Annotated in this window: 10 protein-coding genes; all 10 read right to left on the bottom strand. The window is 49.8% G+C overall.

The genetic code is table 11. The annotated features are described in order from the left end of the window. Nucleotides 1-3: 3 nt before the first annotated feature. Nucleotides 4-1,923, bottom strand: coding sequence for a DNA gyrase subunit B (locus DXA87_RS08475; protein ID WP_117503897.1), 1,920 nt, complete (start codon nucleotides 1,921-1,923; stop codon nucleotides 4-6). Nucleotides 1,924-2,347: 424 nt separating this feature from the next. Continuing rightward, nucleotides 2,348-4,150 (bottom strand): ABC transporter ATP-binding protein, encoded by a 1,803-nt coding sequence (locus DXA87_RS08470; protein WP_117503895.1) that lies wholly within the window; start codon nucleotides 4,148-4,150, stop codon nucleotides 2,348-2,350. Beyond that, nucleotides 4,147-5,940: an ABC transporter ATP-binding protein gene (locus DXA87_RS08465; protein WP_117503893.1), complete on the bottom strand. Its 1,794-nt coding sequence runs from the start codon at nucleotides 5,938-5,940 to the stop codon at nucleotides 4,147-4,149. The genes DXA87_RS08470 and DXA87_RS08465 overlap by 4 nt, the downstream gene beginning before the upstream one ends. 233 nt (nucleotides 5,941-6,173) lie before the next feature. Then, on the bottom strand, nucleotides 6,174-6,758 hold the full coding sequence (locus DXA87_RS08455; RefSeq protein ID WP_117470314.1) for a chromate transporter: 585 nt from the start codon (nucleotides 6,756-6,758) through the stop codon (nucleotides 6,174-6,176). Beyond that, a complete protein-coding gene (locus tag DXA87_RS08450; protein WP_117503889.1) occupies nucleotides 6,758-7,300 on the bottom strand; it encodes a chromate transporter in 543 nt (180 codons plus the stop codon). Before DXA87_RS08450 ends, DXA87_RS08455 begins: the two co-directional genes overlap by 1 nt. Nucleotides 7,301-7,410: 110 nt before the next feature. Continuing rightward, on the bottom strand, nucleotides 7,411-8,364 hold the full coding sequence (locus DXA87_RS08445) for a DUF4340 domain-containing protein (RefSeq protein WP_158553054.1): 954 nt from the start codon (nucleotides 8,362-8,364) through the stop codon (nucleotides 7,411-7,413). Nucleotides 8,365-8,515: 151 nt separating this feature from the next. Next, nucleotides 8,516-9,082 (bottom strand): GNAT family N-acetyltransferase, encoded by a 567-nt coding sequence (locus tag DXA87_RS08440; RefSeq protein WP_117503885.1) that lies wholly within the window; start codon nucleotides 9,080-9,082, stop codon nucleotides 8,516-8,518. A gap of 58 nt (nucleotides 9,083-9,140) precedes the next feature. After that, nucleotides 9,141-11,345, bottom strand: coding sequence for a DNA topoisomerase III (locus DXA87_RS08435; RefSeq protein WP_117503883.1), 2,205 nt, complete (start codon nucleotides 11,343-11,345; stop codon nucleotides 9,141-9,143). Nucleotides 11,346-11,349: 4 nt separating this feature from the next. Continuing rightward, on the bottom strand, nucleotides 11,350-11,850 hold the full coding sequence (locus tag DXA87_RS08430) for an HD domain-containing protein (protein ID WP_117503881.1): 501 nt from the start codon (nucleotides 11,848-11,850) through the stop codon (nucleotides 11,350-11,352). An 82-nt stretch (nucleotides 11,851-11,932) separates the two neighbouring features. After that, complete coding sequence (gene recG, locus DXA87_RS08425) at nucleotides 11,933-14,008, bottom strand: ATP-dependent DNA helicase RecG (RefSeq protein ID WP_282433264.1); 2,076 nt, start codon at nucleotides 14,006-14,008, stop codon at nucleotides 11,933-11,935. Between the last annotated feature and the right edge of the window lie 120 nt (nucleotides 14,009-14,128).

Genomic DNA, 14,128 nt, shown 5'->3' with positions numbered 1-14,128 from the left:
CTTCTATGCGTCGATCTCCGCCTCATCGGCATGATCATAGATAAATTTCTTTCTCGGAGGAACATCGCTTCCCATCAGAAGCTCCGTCACTTCACTTGCCATCCGGGCATCCTCGATCTCCACCCGTTTTAAGACACGGTTCTCCGGATTCAGTGTCGTCTCCCAGAGCTGGTCCGCATCCATCTCACCGAGACCTTTGTATCGCTGCAGCGTAAAGTCCCCGGCGTGGTTCTTTTTATACTCTTCCAGAGCTTTATCATCGTAGAGATACCTCTCTTCCCCGCGCTTCGGAACCACCTTGTAGAGCGGCGGCATCGCAATATAAACATGTCCATCGTAGATCAATTCAGGCATGAAACGGTAGAGGAACGTTAAAAGCAACGTATCAATATGGCTTCCGTCCACATCGGCATCGGTCATCAGGACGATCTTATCATATTTCAATTTCGTGATATCAAAGTCATTTCCGTAGCCCTCGGAAAATCCGCAGCCGAAGGCGTTGATCATGGTCTTGATCTCTGCGTTTGCCAGGACCTTATCCATGGATGCTTTCTCCACATTTAAGATCTTTCCGCGGATCGGAAGGATCGCCTGGAACTGGCGGTTTCGTCCCATCTTCGCGGAGCCGCCGGCGGAATCTCCCTCAACGATAAAGATCTCACACTTTGACGGATCGCGGCTCTCACAGTTCGCCAGCTTTCCGTTGCTGTCGAAGGAGAACTTCGACTTGGAGAGCATGTTTGTCTTCGCCTTCTCCTCGGCTTTGCGGATCTTTGCGGATTTCTCCGCACAGGCGATAATTGCCTTTAACGTATCGAGATTTCGGTCAAAGAACCGCTCCAGCTCATCTCCGGTCATGGTGAACACGGCTTTTGTCGCGTCGGCGCTGGCAAGCTTCGTCTTCGTCTGTCCCTCAAAGATCGGATCCGGGTGTTTCACCGCCACAACGGCCGTCATGCCATTTCTCGTATCCGCTCCGGTAAAGTTGCTGTCTTTCTCTTTTAAAATGCCAAGCTCCCTCGCGTAGGAGTTGATCAGCTGGGTAAATTTTGTCTTGAATCCCACCAGATGGGTTCCGCCCTCCTGGGTGAAGATATTGTTGCAGAATCCGAGAATATTCTCCTCGAAGGCATCAACAACCTGGAACGCCACCTCCACCTCGATCCGATCCACACTGCCCTTAAAGTACACCGGCTCATGAACAGGATCTTTTCCATTGTTTAATTCACGGACATAGGCAATGATTCCGTCCGGCTCGTGGTAGATGATCATCTCCTCCTCACCGGCGCGTTTGTTCACATAGTGGAGCGCCAGGTTCGGGTTTAAATAGGCAGACTCATGAAGACGGCTTTTTAACCACTCCGCCTTAAATTTCGTCTTCTCGAAAATTGTCGGATCCGGCAGGAAGTTGATCTCCGTTCCTGTCTCCCTTGATTTTCCGATCACTGGAAGAAGTCCATCCTTCAATTCGATCACCGGATGTCCCTTCTCATACTCATCATAATAGACCTTTCCATCCCTGGAAATTTTTACCTTCATCCGGTCAGACAGGGCGTTTACGACCGAAGAACCGACACCATGAAGTCCGCCGCTGGTCTTATAGGAATTATTATCGAATTTTCCGCCAGCGTGAAGCGTGGATAGAACCACACGTTCTGCGGACACGCCTTTTTTGTGCATCTCCACCGGGATTCCCCGTCCGTTATCCTTTACGGTACAGGACCCATCCGCCTCTAACGTCACCGTGATCTCCGTACAGAATCCTGCCAGGTGCTCGTCCACCGCGTTGTCAACGATTTCATATATCAAATGGTTTAAGCCCTTTGTTCCAACGCCTCCGATGTACATTCCGGGACGCTTGCGGACTGCCTCCAGTCCTTCCAGTACGGTAATACTGTCAGCATTATACTGTGCTTTCGCCATGCAAAGACCTCCAATACAAGTCATAAACTGCGGCAGGAAACTTCTCCGCCGCAGCTTTGTTTTATTTTTCATACTGCTGCGCATAGACCGCAGCCACGTTTCTTAGTCAGCTTTTCCTATTATACACTTAAAACTTCCAGATTTGCAAGCATTTTCTATCGAACATATATTCGAAGCGTGATTTTGCATTGAAAGCAGACTGGATAGTGTCTTTCTGCCCGTCTGCTGGCAACGCAATATGGTCATCGGCAAATACGCCGGCGTCCTCTGAGTAGCGCAAAATGCATTTTTATCAGAACCTTATAAGACAGATCTATCTGAATCGTACTTTCAAAACCATCATCTTTACATATGAAATAAAGTTTTCAACTGACATGTCCAGTCAGTTGTCCCACTTTGGCAAAGAACGATCCGCAGCCCTCATCTAATACCACTTTCCCTGTTCACGATACAAAAACGCATACTTCCCACCAGACTTTATCAGTTCTTCATGCGTTCCCTGCTCGACGATCTTTCCCTTGTCAAACACAAGAATCCGATCGGCAAGTTGGGCCGAGCCAATTCGGTGGGTTACGATAAACGCCGTCTTCCCCTCCGCCATCCTTGCAAACATGCGGTACAAACGGGTTTCCTCCAGCGGGTCGATACTGGCCGTCGGCTCGTCCAGCACAATCATGTCATGCTCCTTATAGAGTCCCCTGGCAATGGCGATCCGTTGCCACTGGCCACCCGAAAGTTCGGCACCACCAAACTCCCGGCCGAGAAGCGTCCCGAATTTCTCCGGATACAGATCGGAGTTCCCGTACTCCACTCCAGCAAGAGACGCAGCCCGTTCCATCTCCTCCGCATCCCGACATTCTAGCTCCTTCAAACAAATATTGTCATCCAGTCGCATCCGGTATTTCTGGAAATTCTGGAAGACTGCAGACTGAGAGACAAAACTGTCCCGTTCCCGCAAAATCCACCCAGAGGAAGGCTCATACAGTCCCAGAACAAGCTTTACGAAGGTAGTTTTTCCAGCTCCGTTTTCACCAACGACCGCAACCGTCTCCCCCTTCCGAATCCGAACCGATATTCTATCGAGAGACGGTCGGTCGGCATTGGGATAGGCAAAAGAAACGTCTTCCACAATGACGGCACAGCTTTCCCTGCCGCTTTCACTTTCCTCTGCAATACAGCAGCCGTCAGAAGCTCCTCTGACCTGGCCATCGTCGGCCGCAAACCCATTCTGCCGGCAAAACTCAAGATAATTCCCTACCGACGCCATGTGTCGTGAAATATTTCCGGCGCTTCTCGCCACGATGTTCTCCATGAACCGGAAAATGGAATCAATGGAAGTGAACACCGCCGCAAACGCCCCAGCCGAGATGTTCCCGGAAAGCAACGACCGCACCAGAAGAAAGAGCACTCCGAGATATCCCAGAAGAGTCAAAACACGCATCAAAAGCTCTGTTCGATACAACCTGGAATCTGTCTCCCATAGCTTCTTATCATACTTTGCAAGCACCGCCCGAAATCGTTCCATGAAAAAGCCGACAGCTCCCAGCGTCCGAGTCTCCTTCCAATACCTCTTATCAATCATGCAGTCCGAATAATGCCGGTACTCCCTCTCGAGAGCTGCCGTCTCATCGGTCAGCCGCCGATACGCCTTTCTTTTTATCACCTGGGCACACACCATAGGACTAAAGATAAACAGCAACGAAAGAACCAGGATCGGATCCAGGCGGTACAAATACACCCCCATGAACGCCACATACGGCAGATTGAACATGGCAATCGAAATCACGGCTCTGAGAAGCTGCACGGTCCCGTTGATTCCTTGCCGGGCTTTCTCAATCGTTTCCAGAGTCGTCTCCTTCTCGAACTCATACAGCGGCAACTGCGCCGTCTGTGTGTGAAACTCTCTTGTCAGCGTGTTCACTGCCCTAGGATTGAAAATATGCTGCCCAATAAAATTGCCAGCTCCATTCAGTACCTGCACATAGACCGCGGCCGCTCCTACCCACAGAGCTCCAGAATAAGCGGCCTGGAGTGAGTTTCTCTCCACAGCGCTCTGTAATCCGTCAAAAAACACCTGTCTTGCCAGTGTTTCTAACGCCCACGCCGTACCGTGTAGAACATTCACGACAAGAAACAGCAGAAACACAACAGGCATGGCTCCGGCGATCTTTAGAAATAAGTGAACTACTGCGGAGACCCCGATAAAACATTCTTTTTGTCTCTTCATCCCTGATACCAGCTCCTTTGACTGTCGTACATCTCCCTGTACAACCTGTTTTCTCTGTACAGCGTCTCATGGCTTCCTGAACCGGAAACTCTCCCGTTCTCGATCACAAAGATAACGTCTGTCTGTCTCGCGCTTGCCAGCCGATGACTGATCGTAACAGAGGTATATTTCTGGTTAATGATACGGAATTTTTCGTACAGCGCACTCTCTGCAGCAGGATCCAACGCCGCCGTCGGTTCATCTAAAATCTTCACAGGGCGGTCGCTCACAAGACACCGGGCGATTGCCACCCGTTGCCACTGCCCGCCGGACAGGTCTTCCGAGTCCCTCACGATCTTCCCCAGTTTCGTCTCCATCCCATGCTTTAAGTCAGACACGATCTCGCCTAACTCCATCATATCGACAACATCTTGAAAACGAACCAGATTGATTTCGTCTCCGCACAGTTTTTCCACATCCCCGATGGCAATATTCTCATAGAGCGAAAGTCCATATCTGGCAAAATCCTGATAGACAATAGAGAAAAAACCTGCGATCCGTCCGGGGCCCCACTCCCGAATATCCGTTCCGTTAATCAGAATTTGTCCCTCATAATCATCATATAGCCCAGCGATCAGCTTCGTAATCGTAGTCTTCCCACACCCGTTTGCGCCGACAAATGAATAGCTTTTCCCGGCTGAAATCTGAAACGAGAGATGGTCAAGCACCTTTCGCTTAGTCCCCGGATAGGCAAAAGTAACATCGCGAAACTCCAGCGAAGAGAACTCCGGCAATTCACAGCTCACGCTCTCCGCCTCCCTAAAATCCATTTTGGTAAAGGTTTCAACATCATGAAAAAACTCGTTATATTTCGCGATCTCGCTGACGCTGTGGAGCAGACTCCAGGACATGAGTTGGACCAGTGAGAATATATTCGAAACCAAAGCCATAAATATACCAATCGTAATCTCTCCTGCCACGACGCCAGGAAGCAACGCAGTCATCACCACGATCGCGATCAACACCAAGGAGATGCTGCCAAGTTTCGCCTTCGCAAAAGATTTCAGATTCACCCTCGCGTTTACTCCGAGCCATTTCTTATAGGCACTCTCCCACTCACCATTGAAATATCCGGCCCAGCCAAACAAAGTCCTCTCTTCCGCCGCATCCCTTCCGGTCAAAAGCCTGGAAATATACTCATACCGCCGCTTTAGCCCCTGGGTCTCGCTGATTCCGGCATAACTGGCTCGCCCTCCGGCCAAAGACAGCATTACCAAAGGCACCGCACAGGCCGTCACAGCCAGAGCCGCTGCTGGCACATATCGAAACATCACCAGAAATAAACCCAGCGCTTTCCATACCAGCGCCAAAAACGCCAGCAACGCCTGAAACGCATTCAAGATACTCTCATCCGTATCAGTGGAAATCTTCGTGATCAGATCCCAACTCTCCGGATTCTCCACATATCGATATCGAAGATCAGCGACCTTCTCCACCATCTCCGTTCCGAACCTCTCTCGCACATCGATCCGTAGTCGCCCCACCAGAAGATCGAGAAGTTGGTTGGAAATCCAATCGAAGCTCACTAGTAGAGACACCGCAGTCAGCGCTCTCCCAACGTCGGCATACTCCCCGGACCGCAAAAGCCCTATCGCCGCATCAATGAAGGCCCCTGTCGCCAGTGTGAGCAGAGCTGGCGTAAGCCCTTGGAACAAATACAATAACATCACTGCTACCGAGACACCAGCGCTGCATCGAACGCACAGTCCGACCGCACTCAAAATCGAATACCTCTTACCCCGTTTAATCATAATCACACCCCTTTATATTTTGATTACGAATAAATGTTCCAGAATCGTACACAATATTCATCAATCCATTTTTAGCAGATAACGGCAATAATTGATCCACCTTTTTGTCAAGAGCATACATTTTACAAAATGAATATATAATATCCCCGCAGTCCCACCATGCTTTTTCAGACAGTTTTTCGGAAGAAAAAAGCCTGCGGGAACGCTCCCACAGGCACATATTTTCTTAAATTTTAAACTCCTCCGAACCGAAGCACAACTCCGATCACCGCAGATGCCGCAATAAACGCAACCGGATGGAGTCCTTTCGTCTTTTTGCAGACTGCCGTGAAATAATAAAGCACTGCAAGAAGAACGATACTGCGGATGCTGATCAGGTCTGTGATCTTTCCGCTTGCCGCAAAAGCGTCCTTGTGAAGAAGAACCAAGGACAGAACGGAAAGTCCTGCTGCCGCGATCAGACCTGTTGATGCCGGGCGGAGTCCGTAGAAAGCGTTCTGAACATACTTGTTTGTCTTGAACGCCTTTAAGAATCCGGCAATGATCAGGATCACGATAATGGACGGTGTGATCAGACCGAGTGTAGCAATTACTGCACCAGCAGGACCGGCTGTTGTAAATCCAACGTAAGTTGCCATGTTGACGCCCATCGGACCTGGTGTGGACTCGGAGATCGCCACCATGTCCGCAAGCTGTCCGTAGGTGAACCAGCCTGTCTTATCGGAGATATTGTAGAGGAACGGGAGTGTCGCCATCCCGCCGCCGATTGCAAAGAGACCAGCTTTAAAAAACTCAAAGAAAAGTCTGACAAAGATCATCATTTGGAAGCAGCCTCCTTATTCTTTAAGATAATTCCTGCAGCAGCCGCAAGGATAACGAACACGATCGGGGAAAACTCCGTAAGTGCGGAGCCGAGGATCACAAGCAGGCAGATCACTAATGTCGGCTTATCCACAACTGCCTTTTTCCAGAGTTTGACCACCGCGTTGAAGATCAGGATACAGACGCAGACACGGATACCCGCAAAGGCGTTCTGTACGATCGCGAGATGCGCAAAGTTCTGGATAAATGCCGCGATGACCGTGATAATGATCAGGGACGGGAATACAACGCCCAGAGTCGCGACGATACCGCCAATGGAGCCGGCAAGTCCCTGTCCGACAAAGGTCGCCGTATTTACCGCGATAATGCCCGGGGTACACTGGCCGATCGCGTAATAGTCCATAAGTTCCTCTTCTGTTGCCCAGTGTCTCTTCTCAACGACCTCTCTCTGGAGGATCGGAAGCATCGCGTATCCACCGCCAAAGGTAAGACCGCCGATGCGGGCAAACGTAAGGAAGAGATCCAGTAATTGATTCATGTTTTTTCTCTCCTTTATTCCAAACTTGTGTATTATCATAGCTCAAAAACGAAAAAAAGGCAAGAAAAAGGAATCATGAATTCCCTTTTCCTGCCTTCCGTATAGATTCTTTATTCAAGATCCTTTTCCGGAACCATGCCGTTTAAAAGATCCAAAACTGCTGTATTATCAACGACCATGATCATATCTGATCCATCAAGCTGCACATAGCGGTATGTCCGGTTCGGATCCGCATAGGTGCCGACATAGATTGTGAGAGATTTCTTCTCACCGTTTACAGTAAGCTCTGCCTGAAACGTAATGCGGGTATCGGTTGTGAGGTCTGTATTGGCAAGATCCTGCTCTGCAAGATGGTAGCTGGCATAATCAAAGGCCTTCAGGTTGTTGATTCCATTTGCGATCGTTGTCAGCGCTTCGTTGTCAGCACTTGTGATCTCTGTCGTCTTTCCGTCCATGGTGATAGAAACCTTCTGAAGATCAGACGGAGCGATCTGAAGTGTCAGGCCGTCCCGGACTACCAGAGTATCATATTCAAAGACAAGGGCATCTACCGTGGACGCTTTGACCAGATATAATTTTTTTCCATCGGAGAGATAATAATTTCCGTCGGAATCCTTATTTCCAATGTCAAAAGTAACTTCTCCTTTTTCGCTGTCCGTGATCGTTACCTCATACGCCGGTTCATCAAAACCGTAGTCAGAAAGATTTTCCGCATCTCCCACCTCGGAGATCGCATGGAGATTCAGAAAATTCTGGGCCATTGCCTCGAATTTTTCCTGATTGAGGGGGATTTCCGGCTCCATGGCATCCAGCCATGCCCCGTCTTTTTTCTTAAAGATCATATCGGCATCCGCGCTGGAATAATCAAAATCGATCGGAGCCTTTAAAGCGCAAACCTCAATATCCGCTCCGGAAAAGTCCGGTTCCACTACATCATCGCGGATCTCGGAGATCTCTACCTTCGGAGATCCGGATTCCTTTGTGCCGGAAGAAGAACATCCGGTAAGTCCTGCAGAAAGTGCCGCAGTCAGGAGCAGCGCTCCGAATAATACATGTTTTTTCATATCTGGTAATCCTCTCATGATTGATTTGATTGGTGCAAGCCGTCAAAGGCATGTCCGCATGCATCTGACAGCTTTCGTCCACTATAGCATACCCCTGTGTACATTTTGTGAAATGGATCCATAATTCTTTGAAAATCTCTTCCGTGTGCTGTCAGAGCTCAGCTGCAGCCGGTGCTTCCCCCAAAAAGTGGATCCTGTCTGATACCTGTGTTCCGAATGCCGTTGTATAGATATCAAGATATTCTTCGTAAGGACAGGGAAGCCCGTTGGAAAGCATCTCCATCTCAGTTCCCCAAAGATCGACGTAGTACGGCAGCATTGTAAAGCCGTTCCGGAGATAAAAGCTTTTTCTTCGGGTGCGGATCACAAGTTCTTCCTCATCGACGCATTTTGTGCTCTCGATCTCAATAATGATCCGCATCCCCTGATATCGCTCCTTTAGCGCCTGCAGCACCGCGGAACCGGTTCCCTGACCTCTTCTTTCAGACGCGATGGCAAAGTAGTCGAGAAGAACCCGGTCTCCCGATTTTGCCATGATCGCAAGTCCGAGAAATGTATCATTCTCTTCTGCCGACAGAATCTCCACAAGGCCTGTCTCCTGTCCGGATATGATCATGGAGAAAGGCTTCTTCTCACCGGCAGGGAAGGCGGTCTCGTAGAGTGCATGGATCTCCATAAGACGTTCTCCTGAAAATACCTGCTTTAATTTGATTGACATCGCTTGTCTCCTTTCCACTCATCAAACACCTGCAGATCATACCTGCAGCCCTCTGCGCTCACTGGTTGTCCAGTCTGATTCCCGCAAGCGCCTTTGCGAACGCATTATTTACTGGTTCTTCAGCCTCTCTTTTCTGGCGGTTTAGATATCTTGCAACGTCCTTCTTCGAGATACCTGCGCCCTCTTTTTCTCTCCGGCTCTTAAATGCCGAGAGCTTTTCCTTGTGACCGCAGGTGCAGACGAAGATCTGTCCGTCCCCTTTTCCGCGCAGCTCCATCCGTTTATGGCAGACCGGGCAGCGTGCATTGGATGTCCTTGCGACAGTCTCCCTGTATCCGCATTCTCTGTCCTGGCAGACGAGCATTTCGCTGTTCTTTCCTTTTACGGCCAGAAGGAATTTTCCACACTGTGGGCATCGCTTTCCGGTCATATTATCGTGACGGAAGCTTCCCTGTCCCTGTTTGATTTCGGAGATCAGATCTTCGGAGTAGCTTCGGATTTCCTTCATAAAGACAGTCCGGCTCTCCCTTCCTTTCGCGATGGCTGAAAGGCGCATTTCCCACTGAGCTGTCATATCCGGCTTTTTCAGATCTTCCGGCACCAGTTCCAGAAGCTGCTTTGCCTTGGATGTGAGCCAGATCTCCTTCCCCTTTTTTTCAAGAAGAAATGAGGAGAACAGTTTTTCAATGATATCTGCCCTTGTGGCTACGGTTCCAAGACCGCCCGTCTCGCCAAGGGTCTTTGCGAGCATCTTATCATCTGATTCCATAAATGATATCGGATTTTCCATGGCAGATAAGAGAAGACTCTCCGTAAATCTCGCTGGCGGCTTCGTTTTTCCTTCCGTCAGAATATAATGTGTATTTATGAAAGAATCACCCTCAGAAAGCTCCGGAAGGTTCTGGCTGCACTCGGACTCAGACACCAGATCCGTTGTTTCCAGCGGTTCATCCTGCTCCTCATACACCGCTTTCCATCCTGCGGACTTCACGATATTTCCATGGGCAGTAAACCTCTCACCGCCGCTCTCCGCGATGATCGATGTCTGTTCATATTCATACGCCGGATACAGCACCGCAAGAAATCTCCGCACCACAAGATCATAGATCCGTCTCTCGTCGATCGTCATATGGGTGAGATCCACGAACTGTTCCGTCGGGATGATCGCATGATGGTCAGAGACCTTCGCATCATTTACAAATCCCGGTCTTGCCTTGATTTCCTTGTTAAACAGGGTTCCTGAAAGTTTCCGATAAGGCCCCACCGCGCAGGCTTTCAGTCTTTCCCGGATCGTCGGCACGATATCCGCAGTCAGATAACGGGAATCTGTTCTCGGGTATGTTAACACTTTATGATTCTCGTAAAGTCTCTGCATGATATCAAGGGTCTTCTTTGCCGGATAGTCAAACCGACGGTTCGCCTCCCGTTGGAGCTCTGTCAGATCATATAAAAGCGGTGGCTCCGTGTGCTTCGGTGTCTTCTTCACGGAGACGATCTTAAGGGGCGTTCCGGATATTTTCTCCAGGATCGTCTGCATCCGCTCCTTATCAAAAGAGGACGTGTTGTTTGATTTTTTGTCTCTCCAGATAAGCTTTAAAGCTCCTGCCTCCGCCCGGATTCCGTAATATGGCTTCGGCACAAAGTTTCTGATCTGTTCCTCCCTCTTTGCGATCATGGCCAGTGTCGGTGTCTGGACGCGCCCGCAGGATAACTGGGCGTTATATTTACAGGTCAACGCTCTCGTGGCGTTAATCCCCACAAGCCAGTCCGCCTCCGCCCGGCACATGGCGGCAGCGTAGAGCGGTTCATACTCTTTCCCGCTTTTCAGCGACGCGAAGCCTTCCCGGATCGCTTTGTCCGTCACGGAAGAGATCCAGAGACGTTTCAGGGGCTTATCCGTCCCCGCCTTTTTTAAGATCAGTCTCGCTACAAGCTCGCCTTCCCGCCCGGCATCCGTGGCGATCACGATGTCACCCACATCTTTCCTGTGGATCTGGCTCTTTACCGCCTGATACTGTTTCCCGGTCTGCTTTATGACCTCCAGGCTGAAGGTTTCCGGCATCATCGGGAGGTCTTCTATCTTCCATTCTTTATATTTCTTATCGTAATCCTCCGGGTCCGCCAGAGTCACCAGATGCCCTAATGCCCAGGTGACGATATATTTGTCACCTTCCAGACATCCGTTTCCGGAACGGCTGCATTTTAAGACACGAGCGATGTCGCGTCCCACCGAAGGTTTCTCGGCAATGACAAGTGTTTTCACCTGTTTACTCCTCTCCGCTCTCAAACATAAGCCCGAACAGGCGCTTTCCGCCTTCTGTCCGGAAATTTCTGGCAAACACGCTCTTCTGGGTATCCGGCGTCGCTCCATCCTCGAAGAGATTGACGAGGAAATCTGCCTCCACAAGGATCTGGTAATCCATCCCGTCAATATTGTCATAGGTATGGTGATGACCTACCAGATAGCAGACACGGTCAATGACCTCCTCGGGCCAGGAAAGAGCGGTAAGCATGGTCCGCGCCTCGCCCGGTCCCTCCAGCTCCTGATATTTTCCGGTATTCCGTCCATACTTCTCTTCCGCCTTGTGAATTCCGATATCATGAACGATGGCTGCCGCCTCGAGGATTTCCTGAGTATAAGGATCGAGCTTTTCCTCCAGACCGATCAGCCTTGCAAATTCGTGGACCTTTAAAAAATGCTGGATCCGTTTTACATCCCTGTCATCGTAGCGTATCATTTCATATAAGAGTTCATCAAGTCTCGTCATGTTTGTCCATCTCCTCTTTATTAAAAATTTATAGCATCGTTTCGGTTTCTACGCTGTCTGTCCCGTACTATTTTCTTTCTCGTTACAGATTCAGTTTCTCATACTTCTCTTCCATAAAGCGGTCGAGACGTTTTTTCAATTCCTGATTCTCTTCCTCCTCCAGATCCTCATCCCGATCCAGAAGCCGGTTCACATCCTCGGAAACTTTCTTAAGAGTCACCGCGTCTGTGTAGATATCCGCCAGCCGGAACTCCAGATCGCCGCTCTGGCGTATCCCGAAGATATCACCGGGACCACGGAGCTTCAGGTCTTCGGAGGCAATATAGAAACCATCGTTAGACTTATTTAAGACATCAAGACGCCGGTTCTTCTCTTTATTGCCGGAGGCATTCACCATAATGCAGTAGGACTGCCTGTCTCCTCGTCCGACACGACCGCGAAGCTGATGGAGCTGCGCCAGACCGAACCTTTCGGCGTTCTCTATCATCATCACCGTGGCATTCGGCACATTCACCCCGACTTCTATGACCGTGGTGGAGACAAGAACCTGAATCTCCCCCGCAGCAAATTTTTCCATGATCTGATTCTTCTCTTTTCCCTTCATTTTCCCATGAAGATACTCCACTCGTATCCCCGGCAGGTGCTCTCTGAGAATCTTTGTATAATCCAGAACATTCTCAGCCTCGATCATCTCGCTCTCCTCCACCATCGGGCAGATCACATAGGCCTGTCGGCCATTTTTCACCTCATTTTCAATAAATCGGTATGCCCGGGGGCGATAGCTCTTATCCACCACACAGTTCTTTATGGGAAGGCGGTTCGCCGGAAGCTCATCAATAACGGAAATATCGAGATCCCCATACAGGATGATCGCCAGTGTCCTTGGAATCGGGGTAGCACTCATGACCAGCACGTGGGGCATCTGTCCCTTATTTCCGAACATCTCCCTCTGGGCAACACCGAACCGGTGCTGCTCGTCCGTGATGACGAGCGCAAGGTTGTCATAAACGACCTTCTCCTGGATCAGGGCGTGGGTGCCTATGATCATGTCTGCCTCATGGGAGGCAATTTTCCCATAGGCGATGCGTTTTTCCTTTGCCGTCATGGATCCGGTGATGAGAACCACATTTTTATCAACACCATGTTTTTCAAAAAGTTCTGTCACAGATTCGAAATGCTGCCTCGCAAGGACTTCCGTCGGAACCATAAGGGCTCCCTGATATCCATTCTCACAGACGGCCAGAAGCGCCAGTACCGCTATGATCGTCTTACCGGAGCCAACATCCCCCTGGATCAGCCGGTTCATGACAGAACCGCTTCTGAGGTCCTTCAGCACCTCCTCCAGCGTCCTCATCTGGGCATCTGTGAGCTTATACGGCAGCTCATTCAGAAGTCTTCTGCATTCGTCCTGCTTTTTTACAGAGAACAGGCTCTGCACATCCTGACGTTTATCCTTTAAACGGCGTACCGCCAGAAGGAAAAAGAAAAACTCATCATATACGAGGCGTTTTCTGGCAAATGTCAGATCTTCCTTATCCGCCGGGAAATGGATATGTTCGATCGCAAAATTATATTCCGCAAGCTCATTTGCGATCCTGAGACTTGCCGGCAGATAATCCCGTTCCAAAGTGCGGATCGCAAGGGCCTGTTCCACCGCGGAGGTGATCGTCTTATTCCCAAGTCCCTTCGTCTGGGCATATACGGGCCGCAGGCTGGATAAAAGTCCTTCGTATGCCTCCGGCTGAAACATCTGGGGCTGTTCCATCGTGAGTCCGTTCTTTTTACGGGTCACGCGTCCACGGAAAATAAAATGGCTGTCCGCCCGCAGGGTGTTCTTTAAATAAGGCATGTGATACCAGACAAGGCGTAATTTCCCCGTCATATCGCTTATGGTCACCTGAACGATAGAGAGACCGTTTATATGGACTCCGGTGGCTCCTGTCTTTAAAAAACCTGCCACTGTCCCTGTCTCGCCCTCGGAGAGTTCCCCAATAGCCTGCGGTTTCCCATAGGTATCATATCCCTTTGGATAGTAATGGAGCAGGTCATCGACGGTGCGGATCCCGACTTTTTCAAAGAGTTTTGCGGTTTTTTCCCCGATGCCTTTTAAAGTCTCTATGGACTGGTCGTTTGCCACCTGTTTCACGCTCCTTTTTATCTTATCCTGCGGTGCAGTCCGCAGCACTCTAAGAGAATGCCGGAAATTTCCCGCTTTTTATCTCACTGAAAAAGCTGCCTCATCAGGTCTTTTGACCAAAGGGAGCAGCTTTTCTGTCGT

The sequence above is a fragment of the Desulfotomaculum sp. OF05-3 genome (assembly GCF_003435535.1).
Lineage (GTDB): Bacteria > Bacillota > Clostridia > Lachnospirales > Lachnospiraceae > Pilosibacter > Pilosibacter fragilis.
Note: the sequence above shows the minus strand (reverse complement) of the source record. Positions and strands in the feature narration are given on the sequence as shown.